14 protein-coding genes are annotated in these 15,208 nt (G+C 34.7%); 1 reads left to right on the forward strand and 13 read right to left on the reverse strand.

Annotated features, from left to right (window positions below; genetic code table 11):
• The first annotated feature begins 62 nt into the window (after positions 1 to 62).
• Positions 63 to 824 carry a hypothetical protein gene (locus CBF36_RS07970; protein ID WP_125957926.1) on the forward strand — a complete coding sequence of 254 codons (762 nt, stop codon included), beginning with the start codon at positions 63 to 65 and terminating at the stop codon, positions 822 to 824.
• A gap of 38 nt (positions 825 to 862) precedes the next feature.
• Here the strand turns inward: CBF36_RS07970 and deoD are convergent, their stop codons facing one another.
• From deoD to CBF36_RS08035, 13 genes are all read right to left on the reverse strand, one after another.
• Complete coding sequence (gene deoD, locus CBF36_RS07975; protein WP_125957927.1) at positions 863 to 1,573, reverse strand: purine-nucleoside phosphorylase; 711 nt, start codon at positions 1,571 to 1,573, stop codon at positions 863 to 865.
• A 17-nt stretch (positions 1,574 to 1,590) separates the two neighbouring features.
• Complete coding sequence (locus tag CBF36_RS07980) at positions 1,591 to 2,406, reverse strand: purine-nucleoside phosphorylase (protein ID WP_125957928.1); 816 nt, start codon at positions 2,404 to 2,406, stop codon at positions 1,591 to 1,593.
• A 13-nt stretch (positions 2,407 to 2,419) separates the two neighbouring features.
• Complete coding sequence (gene deoB / locus CBF36_RS07985; RefSeq protein WP_071455959.1) at positions 2,420 to 3,589, reverse strand: phosphopentomutase; 1,170 nt, start codon at positions 3,587 to 3,589, stop codon at positions 2,420 to 2,422.
• Between the two features lie 78 nt (positions 3,590 to 3,667).
• Positions 3,668 to 4,630: an ABC transporter permease gene (locus CBF36_RS07990; protein ID WP_165865429.1), complete on the reverse strand. Its 963-nt coding sequence runs from the start codon at positions 4,628 to 4,630 to the stop codon at positions 3,668 to 3,670.
• The gene (locus CBF36_RS07995) at positions 4,630 to 5,733 is read right to left on the reverse strand and encodes an ABC transporter permease (RefSeq protein ID WP_125957929.1); all 1,104 of its coding nucleotides are present in this window, start codon (positions 5,731 to 5,733) and stop codon (positions 4,630 to 4,632) included. Before CBF36_RS07995 ends, CBF36_RS07990 begins: the two co-directional genes overlap by 1 nt.
• Positions 5,726 to 7,291: an ABC transporter ATP-binding protein gene (locus tag CBF36_RS08000; protein ID WP_125957930.1), complete on the reverse strand. Its 1,566-nt coding sequence runs from the start codon at positions 7,289 to 7,291 to the stop codon at positions 5,726 to 5,728. The genes CBF36_RS07995 and CBF36_RS08000 overlap by 8 nt, the downstream gene beginning before the upstream one ends.
• A gap of 170 nt (positions 7,292 to 7,461) precedes the next feature.
• A complete protein-coding gene (locus CBF36_RS08005) occupies positions 7,462 to 8,568 on the reverse strand; it encodes a BMP family lipoprotein (RefSeq protein WP_125957931.1) in 1,107 nt (368 codons plus the stop codon).
• Positions 8,569 to 8,605: 37 nt separating this feature from the next.
• Positions 8,606 to 9,004: a cytidine deaminase gene (locus CBF36_RS08010; protein ID WP_416340698.1), complete on the reverse strand. Its 399-nt coding sequence runs from the start codon at positions 9,002 to 9,004 to the stop codon at positions 8,606 to 8,608.
• Between the two features lie 356 nt (positions 9,005 to 9,360).
• The gene (locus CBF36_RS08015; protein WP_125957933.1) at positions 9,361 to 10,662 is read right to left on the reverse strand and encodes a pyrimidine-nucleoside phosphorylase; all 1,302 of its coding nucleotides are present in this window, start codon (positions 10,660 to 10,662) and stop codon (positions 9,361 to 9,363) included.
• 124 nt (positions 10,663 to 10,786) lie between these two features.
• On the reverse strand, positions 10,787 to 11,785 hold the full coding sequence (locus CBF36_RS08020; RefSeq protein WP_125957934.1) for a LacI family DNA-binding transcriptional regulator: 999 nt from the start codon (positions 11,783 to 11,785) through the stop codon (positions 10,787 to 10,789).
• A gap of 123 nt (positions 11,786 to 11,908) precedes the next feature.
• Positions 11,909 to 12,607 carry an LPXTG cell wall anchor domain-containing protein gene (locus CBF36_RS08025; protein WP_125957935.1) on the reverse strand — a complete coding sequence of 233 codons (699 nt, stop codon included), beginning with the start codon at positions 12,605 to 12,607 and terminating at the stop codon, positions 11,909 to 11,911.
• Positions 12,608 to 12,800: 193 nt separating this feature from the next.
• Positions 12,801 to 13,178, reverse strand: a complete 378-nt coding sequence (locus tag CBF36_RS08030; protein ID WP_125957936.1) for a toxin Cry1Ac domain D-VI-related protein — start codon at positions 13,176 to 13,178, stop codon at positions 12,801 to 12,803.
• Positions 13,179 to 13,205: 27 nt separating this feature from the next.
• On the reverse strand, positions 13,206 to 15,208 hold a 2,003-nt coding region (locus CBF36_RS08035), incomplete at its 5' end, for an LPXTG cell wall anchor domain-containing protein (protein WP_125957937.1).

Consider the following 15,208-nt stretch of genomic DNA (forward strand, 5'->3'; position numbering starts at 1 on the left):
CTTGACCTTTTTACCTTATTGCCATAAAGTATTATTATCAATAACATACAAGGAGATATACTTTGCAACCAAAACCAACTTTGTGGAAAAATATTCCACTCACCTTCCTTATTGCCATTTTACAAACAGTCATTTCATTGATTCCTGGCATTTTATTTTTAAAAAACAGTAGCCATGGTGCCTTAATTTTAAATTACATGATTCTCTATTTATTAATAAGCGACTTTTTTCAATTAGTTGGGAAAAATACTTATAAAAAAGGGAAATCCATGCCTCTAGCAATTTACGGAATCAAACTTATCATTAGTGCAGTTTTAATCTATCTTATTATCCAACAAACAGCGATTCAATTTGGGATAATTTTATTAGCTTATGAACTCTTTCAAATGATGATTTTTTCAAAACAATTTTACTATGTTGACTCACTTTTTTATTCGTTTACCAACGCTTTTTTTAAAGGAATTGTGTTTAATCAACTATTAACAATTAGTTATCCATTTGATTATGATTTTGAATTGATTAAACCCTTTATTTTCTCATTTTTAATTGTATTATTTTTAACCATCTTTACTCAAGGAATGTACTCGTATCTCTCAAGACAACCAATTTTCTTATTCCTTGGTGTACTATCTCTAGCTGGAACTTATTATCTCGCAATACAACATTACCTGTATCAACAGCTAGATACTTGGAAGTTAGTTTCTTTTATTGCTGCTACTATCATCTCATTTTTCTTGTTCATGAAAACAAAAAAGGCCAAAAAGAAAGAGTTTATCCTCAATCTTTTTGCCTTAGCTAGCTTAATTATCTACTATATCCAATAAAAAACGAGTAAGAAATTCTCCCTTACTCGTTTTTTAATTTAATCTTCTTTAATTAATGTCTCTAAACCAACTATCATCATCTCATTAAAAGTGGTTTGACGTTCTTCTGAGGTGGTTTCTTCACCAGTAATCATGTGATCACTAACCGTCATCAAAGCAAGAGCTTGAACGTTATATTTAGCTGCTAAGTAATAAAGCACAGCTGCTTCCATCTCAACACCTAACACACCATGTTTACCTAATTTAAAAACTTCAGTTAGATCATCTTGGTAGAATGTATCATTTGATAACACATTCCCAACATGAATATTAAACCCTTTTTCTTTGGCGATATCATACGCTGTTGTTAATAAATCAAAATCAGCAATTTGTGGAAAATCAAAATTTGGAAAATCTTTGCGAATAATTGCTGAATTGGTCGCTGCTGCTTGAGCTAACACTAAATCTCTCACATGAACGTCTTCACGAATCGCACCACAAGTACCCACGCGTAATAATTTTTTTACATCATACTCTCGAATTAATTCATTCGCATAAATCGCTGCTGAAGGCATTCCCATACCTGTTCCTTGAACAGATACTTTATGTCCTTTATACGTTCCAGTATATCCTAACATCCCACGAACTTCATTGTAACACTTAGGATCTTCTAAAAATGTTTCGGCAATATATTTCGCTCTTAATGGGTCTCCTGGAAGTAAAATCTTATCTGCGATTTCTCCCTTTTTTGCACCAATATGTACGCTCATTCTCTAGTCTCCTTTAATTATAATTTTTCTAGTGTACGTTTTACTAGTTCTTTAAAATCTGCTTTTACTCGTTCTGTTGTTTCAACCACTTCTTCATGGTTCAAATTAGCCTGCATACCTGCTGCTAAGTTTGTCACACAGGTAATACCTAATACTTTCATTGACATATGATTTGCTACAATCACTTCAGGAACTGTTGACATACCAACAGCATCAGCACCCATTACACGAGCCATACGTACTTCTGCTGGTGTTTCATAAGTTGGTCCTGAAAATCCCATATACACACCTTTTTGTAAGTGAATAGACAATTCTTGTGCCACTTTTTTGGTTACATCACCATATTCTTTGTTGTAAGCTTCTGACATATCAGGGAAACGTGGACCTAAATCTTCTTCGTTTAATCCCATCAAAGGGTTGTCTCCTGTAAAGTTAATTTGATCAGTAATTAACATCAAATCACCAGGTGAAAAACTTGTATTCACCCCACCAGCCGCATTTGTGACAATTAACGAGTCAGCTCCTAATGCTTTCATCACGCGTACTGGAAACGTAACTGTTTGCATTGAATGGCCTTCATAATAATGGAAACGCCCTTGCATTGCCAATACTTTTTTACCTGATAATGTTCCATAAACTAATTGTCCGGCATGACCAACAACAGTTGATACTGGAAAATTTGGAATGTCTTCATAAGGAATCACGACACGATCCGTAATTTCGTCAGCTAGTTCGCCTAATCCTGAACCTAAGATTAATCCAAAATCAACGGCTCCTACCCCTGCATCTTTAATAAATTGTGATGTTGCTGCTAATTTTTCGCTTAATGACATGTTATAGTCTCCCTTATTTCAATAATTCTAAAAAACTTTTTCCGTTTTCAGTTGGTTTAACATCAAAGTTATCTGCAATTGTCGCAGAGATGTCTGAATAGTATCCTTGTGGTAATTGACCATGGCCTTGCATTTTTTTACTATAAGCAAGTAATGGTACATATTCACGAGTATGATCAGTTCCTGGGAATGTTGGATCATTTCCGTGGTCTGCTGTAATTAATAATAAATCATCTTCTTGCATATTAGCATAAATTTCAGGTAAGCGAGCATCAAATTCTTCTAGCGCTTTTGCATAACCTGGTGTATCTCTTCTATGACCAAATAATGCATCAAAATCAACTAAGTTAGTAAAACTTACTCCCTCAAAATCTTGTTTCATCACATCTAATAATTTATCCACACCATCCATATTTGAAGCAGTACGGATTGCTTCTGTCATACCTTGACCGTTAAAGATATCGTTGATTTTACCAACTGCAATAACATCTTTACCTGCGTCTTTCAATTCATTTAAAACAGTACGACCAAATGGATCAAGTGCATAGTCATGACGATTAGCGGTACGTTTAAAGTTACCAGGTTCACCTAAATAAGGTCTCGCAATAATACGACCAATCATATATGGATCATCTTTTGTAATCTCACGAGTATACTCACAGATTTTGTATAATTCTTCTAACGGAATCACGTCTTCATGAGCAGCAATTTGTAACACAGGATCAGCTGATGTATAGATAATCAAATCACCTGTTTTCATTTGTTCTTCACCAAAATCTTCAATTACTTGTGTGCCACTATATGGTTTATTGGCTCCCATAATAATACCGCGACCTGAAAATTCAGTGATTTTATCTAATAAGTCTTGAGGAAATCCTTCTGGAAAGACTCTAAAAGGTGTTTGAATGTTTAATCCAGCAATTTCCCAATGGCCAGTCATTGTGTCTTTACCAACAGAAACTTCTTCTAATTTAGTTGCATAACCCTTGTGGTCTTCAATTGCTTTTACCCCTTTTAATGGTTCAATTGTTCCAAGACCTAATTCTTCCATATTTGGCACATGTAAGCCATGCTCAGCTATATGACCTAGTGTGTGACTACCAACATCGCCAAATTTTTCAGCATCTGGTGCTTCACCAATTCCTACAGAATCTAGTACTACTAAATGAATTCTTTTAAACATTACAATTCCTTCTTCCAAGTCATTTTTATATTTTAAAACCTTCCTCTTTTTAGAGGAGCTAGAGGAAGGAATTAATTACTATTTAGATTTAATATATGTTTTACCGCCTGCTTTAGGACCTGTTGCTTTACCTAGGAACAAGACTAACACAATAATTGTCAATGCGTAAGGTGCACTTTGTAAGTAAACTTTTGGAATACTTGAAATAAATGGAATACTGTCCCCTACAATACTCAAGTTTTGAGCAAAACCAAAGAATAAGGCTGCTCCCATCGCACCAAGTGGGTTCCATTTACCAAAGATCATCGCAGCCATTGAGATGAATCCTTGACCAGAGATAGTTGTCACAGCAAAACGTCCAGCGATTGTTTGAGCAAATACCGCTCCACCAATCCCACCTAAAAAGCCAGAAATTAATACCCCAGCATATTTCATGCCATAAACATTAATCCCTAATGTATCTGCTGCTTGAGGATTTTCCCCAACAGAACGCAATCTCAAACCAAAACGTGTTTTATAAATGACAAACCACGCGATAACTGACACCAAAATAGCCACAAAGGCAGGTGCAGACGTTTTTTCAAACAACAATGGTCCAATGACTGGGATTTTACTTAACCCAGGAACTTCCCAATATCCAAATGTTTGAGGGACTTGGTCTGTTTGACCTTTACCATATAATACTTTAACTAAGAAAATACTTAAAGCAGGAGCCATTAAATTAATAACTGTCCCACTGATAATATGGTCAGCTCGTAAATTAATAGTTGCAACTGCATGGAGTAATGAGAAAATCATTCCGACAATCCCACCAACTAATAAAGCAATCCATGGTGTCCATACACCAAAAACACCCGCATATGTAATATTAAAAACTACCGAACTAAAAGCTCCCATCACCATGATACCTTCTAGTCCAACGTTGACAATACCACCACGTTCTGAAAAGGTTCCGCCTAATGCTGTAAAAACAAGAGGTGTTGAATAAACAAGTGTTTGCGTAATAATTGACGCAACTGTTGACATAGTATCTGCTGCCATCACGCTTTACCTCCTTCAACTTTGCTAGCTTTTGTGTCTTTTTTTGTTTCAAGTTTTGTTAAAATCAATTTGATTAAATAGCTAATGCCGACAAAGAAGATAATTGAAGCAATAACTACGTCAACCAATTCAGTCGGAACGCCTGCTAAGATTGGCATACCTTGGCCACCAAGTTTCAAAATACTGAATAATAAAGCAGATAATAAGATACCAATGGATGAGCCACCACCTAATAAGGACACAGCCATACCATCAAAACCAATGCTTAATGAATTACCTTGAACAAAGAAATTACCAAATGTTCCTAATCCGTATACAACGCCACCCATACCAGCTAAAGCTCCTGAGATGACCATAGATAACACAATGATACGTTTACTACTCATCCCTGCATATTCTGAGGCAAATGGGTTTAAACCAACTGCTGTGATTTCATATCCTAATGTCGTTTTCTTCATTAAAAACCAAATTAAAATTAAGAAAATCAGTGCAAAGATAATCCCTAAATTCAAACGAGAGCCATTACTAATCGATGTTAAAAACTCTGTTCTTAATGATACGTTTGCTCCAACTAACTTAGTTGTTCCTTTTGTTGAAATAAATTTTTGAGGAATCACATTATTCACTATATGTGTACTTGTATAAAGCAAAATGTAGTTCATCATGATAGTGACAATAACTTCACTTGTTCCAAAGTACGCTCTTAATAGACCAGGTATCGCTGCTGTTAAAGCTCCTGCAATCACACCGGCTAAAATAGCTGCAGTTAGGGCAATCAATCTTGGCGAATCTCCCATTGATAGACCTACCCAGATACTTGCCACCCAACCAGCTAAAGCCTGGCCTGAAAGCCCGATATTAAAGAATCCTGCCGCACTTGCCACAGAAAACCCTAACGCTGTAAAAATTAATGGACCAGCTGTTACAAAAATTTCGCCAATACTTTTTGGTGACTGAAACGCTGTTGTTAACATGGCTTGATACCCTTGTGCTGGGTTGTAACCAAAAATCAACATAATAATTGCACCTAATACAAATCCCATGATAACTGATAAAATAGGAACTAAAACCCCATTCATCTTACTAAACTTAAAATTACTCATTAGTTACACCTACCTCTGTCCCTAATTCTCGTCTTGCTTCTTCTAATGTGTATCCTGCCATTAATAAACCTAACTCATTTTCAGTTGTTTCTTTCGGATCCACAATCCCAACAATCTGTCCTGCATGGATAACAGCAATACGATCAGATACGTTTAATATTTCTTCTAATTCAAAACTAACAACTAACACCGCATTTCCTTTATCACGATGGTTAATCAAGCGTTTATGAATATACTCAATCGCACCTACATCTAACCCACGTGTTGGTTGAGAAACAATCAGTAATTCAGGGTCGCGGTCCATTTCACGAGCAATAATCGCTTTTTGCTGGTTACCACCTGAAAGTGACTTAGCTTGTGCATGCTCACTCGTTGTACGAACATCATATTCTTCAATTAATTTTCTTGCATAAGAATCCATGTAACCATAATTCAATACACCATTTTTACTAAATGGTTCATGATAATAAGTCTGTAAGGCGATATTTTCAGATAGCGTCATATCTAAAACTAATCCGTATTTATGTCTATCTTCAGGGACATGTCCGACACTTGATTCCGTAATCTGACGAGGTTTTAAATTAGTAATATCTTTATCTCTCAGCATCACTTTACCTGACTCAATTTTCTTAAGACCTGTAATAGCTTGAATCAATTCTGTTTGACCATTACCATCAATCCCTGCAATCCCAACAACTTCCCCAGCTCTAACATCTAAATCAAGTCCTTTAATGGCTTCAAGTCCACGATTGTCTTTTACATGCAAGTCTTGTACAGATAAAATCACTTCTTTTGGATCAGCTACTTCTTTTTCTGTTTTAAATGATACAGAACGCCCCACCATTAAATCCGCTAATTGTTGTGAACTAACATCTTTCACATTGACTGTTTCAATACTCTTACCGCGACGAATAACCGTACATCTATCCGCCACTTTTTTAATTTCATCTAACTTGTGCGTAATAATAATGATTGATTTACCTTCTTTTACTAATTCTTTCATGGTCATAATCAACTCATCAATTTCTTGAGGTGTTAATACCGCTGTTGGCTCATCAAAAATTAAAATGTTCGCTCCACGATACAATGTTTTTAAAATCTCAACACGTTGCTGCATCCCAACAGAAATATCACTAATTAAGGCATCTGGGTTAACTTCCATCCCATATTGTTCTGAAATTCGTTTTAAATCTTCAACAGATTTTTTCTTATCCAAAACACCTGATTTAGTTGGCTCGTCACCTAAAATAATATTTTCTGTTACAGTAAAAGCATCCACTAACATAAAATGCTGATGGACCATTCCGATTCCTAAACGTTTTGCATCAGTTGGATTAGCAATTGTTACTGGCTGCCCATCCATATAGATTTGTCCACTAGTCGGCTGTAATAATCCTGACAATACATTCATCAATGTTGATTTTCCTGCCCCATTCTCACCTAGCAACGCATGGATTTCGCCTTTTCTAATTTGGAGATTGATGTTGTCATTTGCTTTGAAATCACCAAATTGTTTTGTGATATTTCGCATTTCTATGACATAGTTTTCCTCACTCATGATTTCACACCTCTTTATCATTATCACACTTCAAAGTTTAGACTTTGAAGGAAAGAGAAAACTCCCTTTTCCCATTCCTTTAAAGCCTAAAAGAAAAACTTTATGGAAAAGTTATTCAGTTTATTTTGAACGTTTCCCATAAAGTTTTCTATCAACAACCTTCATTACAATTATTTTTTACTTGGTGCTTCAGGTACTTCTACTTTTCCATCAATAACTTCTTTACGAGCTTTTTCTACTGCTTCAAGTGCTTTTTCGTCTAAATGACCTTTAGATAAATCAACACCGCCTTCTTTAAGACCATATACTAATATGTCTCCACCAGGGAATTCACCTTTTTGAGCTTTTTCAGTCACGTCTTTAACAGCAGTTCCTACACCCTTAATACTTGATGTTAATGTGAAGTTTTCTTCTTTACCATCTTTGTCTTTGTAGTTACCATCTTCTTCTTGATCTCTATCTACACCGATAACCCAAACACGTTTGTCTGCAGGTTGCTTTTCATTTAAATCTTTCGCTTCTTGGAAGACACCTGCACCAGTACCACCTGAAGCATGATAAATAATATCAATACCATTTTGGTACATGTTTGCAGCTAACGCTTTACCTTTAGCTGGATCTCCAAATGATGCAGCATATTGCACATCTACTTTGATTTTTTTATCTAATTCTTTTGCTCCATCTTCAACACCTTTAACAAATCCTGCTTCGAAACGGTCGATAACGGCACCTTCTTCTCCACCAATAAATCCAACTTTATCAGATTTTGTAGAGTAAGCTGCTGCAATACCTGCTAAGTAAGCTGCTTCATTATCTTTAAATGTTAAAGATACCACGTTATCTTTTCCTTCAATAACTGAGTCTACGATACCAAATTGTGTGTCTTTATTTTGATCGGCTGCTGCTGAGATAGCATCTGTTAATAAGTAACCAATCCCAAAAATTGTTTCAAATTTACTTGCCACAGCTTGATCAATATTTGTTGTATATTGAGATGCATCTGTTGATTGGAAATAATCGTAACCATTTGCCCCTTTTTCAAGTTTGTTCGCTTCTCCCCATTCTTTCAAGCCTTCCCAAGCACCTTGGTTAAACGATTTATCATCGACACCACCAACGTCTGTCACAATAGCTGCTGTATGAACTGTTTCATCTGGTTTTTCACCTGAAGTTGATTTTCCGCCAACATTACCAGCTTTGTTACCCCCACAAGCTGTTAACGTCACTGCTAATCCCATAACTAATAGTCCTGCACCAATTTTTGTTGATTTTTTCATTTTTGAAAAACCTCCGCTTATAATTTTTAGTTGATAGTTATTTTTCTACTTCGACAAACGAATAAGGAAGTAGCTCTTGCATTGTTGTTTCTTTTGTATCACCATTCAAATTACATAATGTAATTGGCATATCTGGCTCACAAAATTCGACTAAAACTTGTCTACATGCCCCACAAGGAGAAATTGGTTCTTTAGTATTACCAATAACTACTAAATGGTCAAATTCTTTTTCACCTTCTGAGATAGCTTTAAAAATGGCTGTTCTTTCTGCACAGTTGGTTAACCCAAATGATGCATTTTCAATATTACATCCTTCATACACTTTTCCTGATTTAGTCACAAGAGCGGCGCCTACAGGAAATTCAGAATAAGGAACATACGCTTGTTGATACGCATGTTTTGCATGGTCAATCCAATTTTTGTTTACTGTCATAATATATCTCCTATCTTTATTACCTATGAACATTGCTTTTAGAGACCTCATCAGAAATTATTTGATATCACTCGCCCCCTCTTTTTTGATAAGAAAATATCTTTTACCTACTCAACTATTACAACTATACCAATTATCTGAAGTTTTTTCACTTAACCTGACTTTAAAGGTGAAAACTCTTACTTTACTAACATTAGTTAATAGACGAGTTATAAATCAGACAATCGTTATTTTATAATAAATTAGGTAAAAAAGACTTTAATCATTTATATTACCTCTAAAATTAAAGATACTATTTTTAAGAGAATTTATCAATATCCATTAGAATAATATGAACATTTTTTCATTAATATTTTTTATTATTCGGTTATAATTTTATGGATTAAGACAGGTTCTTCTCCTACTTCCCCAATCTCAATGTTGTCATAAATAACTTTTAAGACATCTTCTACATTTTCTCGATTTGATTGAATCGTCACTAAAGATTCGCCTTCAAATACTGTGTCGCCAACTTTTTTATTTAAAATCAATCCAACTGCGTAATCAATCGTTTCTTCTTTTGTTCTTCTTCCAGCGCCTAAAAGCATTGCAGCCACGCCAATTTGATCAGCTACTATTTTAGAAACCACTCCTGATTTTTTAGCTGGAACTTCGATAATATACTCTGCTTGTGGCAATTTTTCAGGGAAATCGACAACAGAATCATCGCCACCTTGATTACGAATCATTTCTTTAAATTTTTCTGCTGCCACTCCACTTGTTATACTATTTTCCAATAACTGTCGAGCTTCTTGTAATGTTTTTGCTTTTTCAGCCAAAACAACCATCTGACTTCCAAGTGTGTAGACCATTTCCATCAAATCTTCTGGGCCATTACCTTTCAAAGCGTCAATTGCTTCTTTGATTTCGTTAGCGTTTCCAATTGCGTTTCCTAATGGTTGTGACATGTCAGAAATAATAGCCATTGTTTGTCGATTAGCTAAATGACCAATTCTTACCATTGTATGGGCAAGTCTTTCCGCATCTTTTAAACTCTTCATGAAGGCCCCATCACCAGTGGTCACATCTAAAACGATGGCATCTGCTCCGGAAGCAATTTTTTTACTCATAATCGAGCTAGCAATTAATGGGATAGAGTCAACCGTCGCTGTCACGTCTCGCAAGGCATAAATTTTTTTATCTGCAGGCGCCAAATCACCTGATTGACCAGTTACTGCCACATTGCTTTCATTCACAAATTTTATAAATTCATCATTTTCTAATTCCACTTTAAATCCAGGAATCGCTTCTAATTTATCAATTGTTCCACCTGTGTGCCCAAGACCACGACCACTCATTTTCGCTACTTTCGCTCCAACCGAAGCGACCAAAGGAGCTAACACCAATGTTGTGGTATCTCCAACACCACCTGTTGAATGTTTGTCTACTTTAATTCCATTAATTGCTGATAAATCAATCATATCACCTGACTGACTCATTGCTGTTGTCATCCATGTAATTTCTTCATCTGTCATATCATTGAAATAAACCGCCATCAAAAAAGCACTCATTTGATAATCCGTTACATCACCAGTAGTATATCCATTGATAACAAATTCAATTTCATCTTTTGATAAAGGTAAACCATCTCGTTTTTTCTTAATCAAATCTACCATTCTCATCTTTAAATTCCTCAATTCTCAATAAGTAAAACGATTTACTTTATACACGATTTATTAGTAAACCGTTTTACTATCTGTAGTATTTAACTAATAGCGCTTACAATTAGATTTTATCACATTTCACTTATTTGTCAATAGTTATTGTACTACCTCGTTCAATAAACGTGGTTTCGAACGTTTTATTAGGAACAACTTTATTTGGTTGTTCTATTTCTTGCAACAAATACTGTGCTGCCGTATAACCAATATCAAAAGCTGGTTGTTTAACCGTTGTTAATGGTGGATTTAAAAAAGCAGATATTTCTAAATCATCAAACCCAATAATTGATAAATCTGTAGGAATCGCTAGTCCCAATTCATATGCTGCTCGGTAACTTCCGATTGCCATCTGATCATTCCCACAGCACAATGCTGTTATGCTTTGTTTCTTAAGTAATTCCTTAGCAGCAATATAGCCTCCCTCTATTGTAACAGGGCCATCTGCTAAAAATTTAGGGTTATATTCGATACCATTATCCTTCATACATTGGTAATAAGCGTCAAACCGCTCACTCATTTCGTAATAACCAGACTCATTTGTTAACATACCAATTTTAGTATGACCATTATCAATCAAATGTTGAATGGCTTGATAAACACCACTATATTCTTTTACTAACAGGTTTCCTTCTGTTCTCGTATTAAGACCTCTATCTATTAAAATATAAGGGCTTCCCTTTAAATCACTTTCTAATTTTAACGAATTTGGGCTTGCCAATAAAATACCCGCAACGGATCTATTTTGTAATTGTTTTATGTAATCTTTTTCTTTCTCTGCTGAATGTCTTGAGTTACATAGCAAGATCATGTAGTCTTTTTTATTAAAATAGGCTTCGACCCCTTCAATCACTTTTGAGAAGAATAAATCTGTTACGTCTGGAACAATCATCCCAACTGTTTTAGATTCCCGATGAACCATGTTTTTAGCAAAATAATCTGGATTGTAATCGTATTCGTCAACCGCTTTCAAAACTCTTTTACGTGTCTCTTCGCTAAATCGCTGTCCCTTATTATTTAATATCTGAGAAACGGTTGTAGTCGATACCCCTGAAATAGCTGCTATTTCTTTAATGGTTATTTTCATTTTTGTCACCTCAATTCATATGTCGACTTCATCATATCAAAAGAGAACCAAAAAGGATAGAATAAACAACAAAAAAAGGTAAATAATAGAAAAACTATTACTTACCTTAAAAGCATTAAAAGCTTATTTTTTTCTGAAGAATAATAAAGCTGAACCTAACATAGATAATACTCCACCAGCAACTAAACCAGCGTTTACAGTATCATTGGTTTGTGGTAAAACAGCTGCAGATTTTTTAGCTTCTTCTTTTTTAGTCGCAACTTTTACAGCAGCTTTTTTAGAGTCTGTTGTTTTAGTTTCTTCTTTTTTAGAATCAGTTGTTTTTGCTGCTTCTTTTGAAGAGTCTGTTTTAGAATCTTCTGTTTTTGATTCAGAAGTTTTAGTTTCTTCTTTTTTGTTTGCTTCGTTAGCAGCTTTTTCCCATGCATCAGCATGTGCGTCTTCTGCGTCTTTTCCTTCTTTAGCAGTTGGAGTATCCCAATCTTTTTCTACTGAATCTTTTGTAGCTGCTGCTTCCCATGCATCTTTTCCTGCATCTTCTGCATCTTTTCCTTCTTTAGCAGATTCAGTATTCCATGCTGGATTGTTTGCTTCGTTTGCTGCTTTTTCCCATGCATCAGCATGTGCATCTTCTGCATTTTTAGCATCTTTTGCTGATTGAGCATCAGAAACTTTATAAGGGCTTAGAGCTTCCCATGCATCTTGATGTGCTTGTTCTGATTTTTGATCATCAGTTTTTTCGACAGCTGAAGCTGCCATTGGTGCTACTGCCGCACCAACTAATAATGCTAACATAGCAGTTGTTAATTTAGCTTTTTTCATTGTATTTCTCTCCTTAAAACTTTAATTTTTATATAAAATACAACATAAGTATATCATTTTAAAAAACAAATTCAATATATGTGGTCAAAACGATACTATTTATTGTATATTTTTTACATTTAATGGTGTTTTTATAAAAAAGGGGTTTATAAAAAAGAGCTAAAGTTTTAAACTAAAGCTCTCAAATTTCTAATTATTTAATTTTTAATTTTATTTCATCTAATCGTTGATTTAATTCTTTCTTCAAATTTCCATCTTCTAATTTATCAATACTTTTTTTAGCTTGTTTTATATCAGAAGCATTCAAATTTTCCTTTAATTCTTTTTTAGAAGGATCTTCATATAAATTAACTACTTTATTCATAGCTTCACGAATATTTTTTCCTTGCTGCATTTCAGAACTTGATAAAGTACTGGTTTGATTAACTTCTTTATTAATATCTTTTTTAGAAGTTGATTTTATAAAGAAAAAACTAAGAATGCAAATTAATATGATAACTAATACGATTAAAACCTTAGTTATTTTATTTTTTTTCTTTTTGCTAGTTTGCATTCTTTTTTCTTTTCTCATTCCCAAAACTCTAACAACCTTAATCGATTATTTTTTTCTAAAGAACATAAATGCTGATGCTAAAGCTGATGAAATACCACCAATCACTAATCCCATATTCATTTTTTCGTTTGTTTTTGGTAAAGTTTTTTCATTATTCTTTGATTCAGTTTTTACTACTGTTTGTGTTACAACTTTTTTAGAATTATTTTTTACTTCGCCATCTTTTTTAGAATCGTCTTTTACTTCATCATCTTTTTTAGAATCGTCTTTTACTTCGTCATCTTTTTTAGAATCGTCTTTTACTTCGTCATCTTTTTTAGAATCGTCTTTTACTTCGTCATCTTTTTTAGAATCATCTTTTAATGCATTATTAGCTTCATCTTCCCATGCTTGTCCATGGTCATCTTCACCTTTTTTACCTTCTTCTGCTGTTGGTGTATCCCAGTCTTCACTTGGTGTTGATGGTTTTGTTGCATCTTCCCATGCTTGTCCATGGTCATCTTCGCCTTTTTTGCCTTCTTCTGCTGTTGGTGTATCCCAGTCTTCACTTGGTGTTGATGGTTTTGTTGCATCTTCCCATGCTTGTCCATGGTCATCTTCACCTTTTTTGCCTTCTTCTGCTGTTGGTGTATCCCAGTCTTCACTTGGTGTTGATGGTTTTGTTGCATCTTCCCATGCTTGATCATGGTCGTCTTCGCCTTTTTTACCTTCGTCTTTTGTTGGTGTGTCCCAATCTTCACTTGGTGTTGATGGTTTTGTTGCATCTTCCCATGCTTGATCATGGTCGTCTTCGCCTTTTTTACCTTCGTCTTTTGTTGGTGTGTCCCAATCTTCTTTTTCTGAAACCAATCGAACTATTTGTTGACTTATTTTTTCTAAATCTGATATTGTTTTAGCATTTTCAATATCATTAATTAAAACCATTGATTCATCCAAGGTAATTGTTTTATCTTCAAACTTATCATTAATTTCTTTATATAATTCTAATCGTTTTGCTTCTAAAGCTTTCTCGGCTTCTTTTGCTGCTGCTTCTTTTGCTTTTACTTGGGATGCCAAAGCTTCGCTGACTTTATTTAAATCTTCCATTGTCGTTGCTGCTTGAGCTGCTTCTATCAATTTATTTGATTCTTCTGCTGGATCATTAGCATAGTCAAATGAATCATTAATTGCTTTTAGTACTTCTAATCGTTTTGCTTCTAAAGCTTTCTCGGCTTCTTTTGCTTTCGCTGCTTCTTTAGCTGCTTCCTTAGCTTTTACTTGGGCTGTCAAAGCTTCGCTGACTTTGTTTAAATCTTCCATTGTCGTTGCTGCTTGAGCTGCTTCTATCAATTTATTTGATTCTTCTGCTGAATCATTAGCATAGTCAAATGAATCATTAATTGCTTTTAATACTTCTAATCGTTTTGCTTCTAAAGCTTTCTCAGCTTCTTTTGCTTTTGCTGCTTCTTTAGCCGCTTCCTTAGCTTTTACTTGGGATGCCAAAGCTTCGCTGACTTTGTTTAAATCTTCTATTTTTGTTGCATTTTCAATATCTTTTGTTAAATCAATTGAATCATCAAGTGAGATTGTTTTATCTTCAAACTTATCATTGATTTCTTTATATAATTCTAATCGTTTTGCTTCTAAAGCTTTCTCGGCTTCTTTTGCCTTTAGTTCTTCTTTAGCCGCTTCTTTAGCTGCTTCCTTAGCTTTTACTTGGACCGCTACATCTTCACTAACTTTGTTTAAATCTTCCATTGTCGTTGCTGCTTGAGCTGCTTCTATCAATTTATTTGATTCTTCTGCTGGATCATTAGCATAGTCAAATGAATCATTAATTGCTTTTAGTACTTCTAGTCGTTTTGCTTCTAAAGCTTTCTCGGCTTCTTTTGCTGCTTCTTTTTCTTTTACTTGAGCTACTACATCTTCACTGACTTTGTTTAAATCTTCCATTGTCGTTGCTGCTTGAGCTGCTTCTATCAATTTATTTGATTCTTCTGCTGGATCATTAGCATAGTCAAATGAATCATTAATTGCTTTTAGTACTTCTAATCGTTTTGCTTCTAAAG

This window comes from Vagococcus bubulae (assembly GCF_003950315.1).
GTDB lineage: Bacteria > Bacillota > Bacilli > Lactobacillales > Vagococcaceae > Vagococcus > Vagococcus bubulae.

Coding starts and splice junctions, on each gene's coding strand:
- CBF36_RS08005 (WP_125957931.1), bottom strand. CDS start 8,568: ATGAAAAAATCAACAAAAATTGGTGCAGGACTATTAGTTATGGGATTA.
- CBF36_RS08030 (WP_125957936.1), bottom strand. CDS start 13,178: ATGAGAAAAGAAAAAAGAATGCAAACTAGCAAAAAGAAAAAAAATAAA.
- CBF36_RS08015 (WP_125957933.1), bottom strand. CDS start 10,662: ATGAGAATGGTAGATTTGATTAAGAAAAAACGAGATGGTTTACCTTTA.
- CBF36_RS08020 (WP_125957934.1), bottom strand. CDS start 11,785: ATGAAAATAACCATTAAAGAAATAGCAGCTATTTCAGGGGTATCGACT.
- CBF36_RS07995 (WP_125957929.1), bottom strand. CDS start 5,733: ATGAGTAATTTTAAGTTTAGTAAGATGAATGGGGTTTTAGTTCCTATT.
- CBF36_RS07990 (WP_165865429.1), bottom strand. CDS start 4,630: ATGGCAGCAGATACTATGTCAACAGTTGCGTCAATTATTACGCAAACA.
- CBF36_RS08000 (WP_125957930.1), bottom strand. CDS start 7,291: ATGAGTGAGGAAAACTATGTCATAGAAATGCGAAATATCACAAAACAA.
- CBF36_RS07980 (WP_125957928.1), bottom strand. CDS start 2,406: ATGTCATTAAGCGAAAAATTAGCAGCAACATCACAATTTATTAAAGAT.
- deoD (WP_125957927.1), bottom strand. CDS start 1,573: ATGAGCGTACATATTGGTGCAAAAAAGGGAGAAATCGCAGATAAGATT.
- deoB (WP_071455959.1), bottom strand. CDS start 3,589: ATGTTTAAAAGAATTCATTTAGTAGTACTAGATTCTGTAGGAATTGGT.
- CBF36_RS08025 (WP_125957935.1), bottom strand. CDS start 12,607: ATGAAAAAAGCTAAATTAACAACTGCTATGTTAGCATTATTAGTTGGT.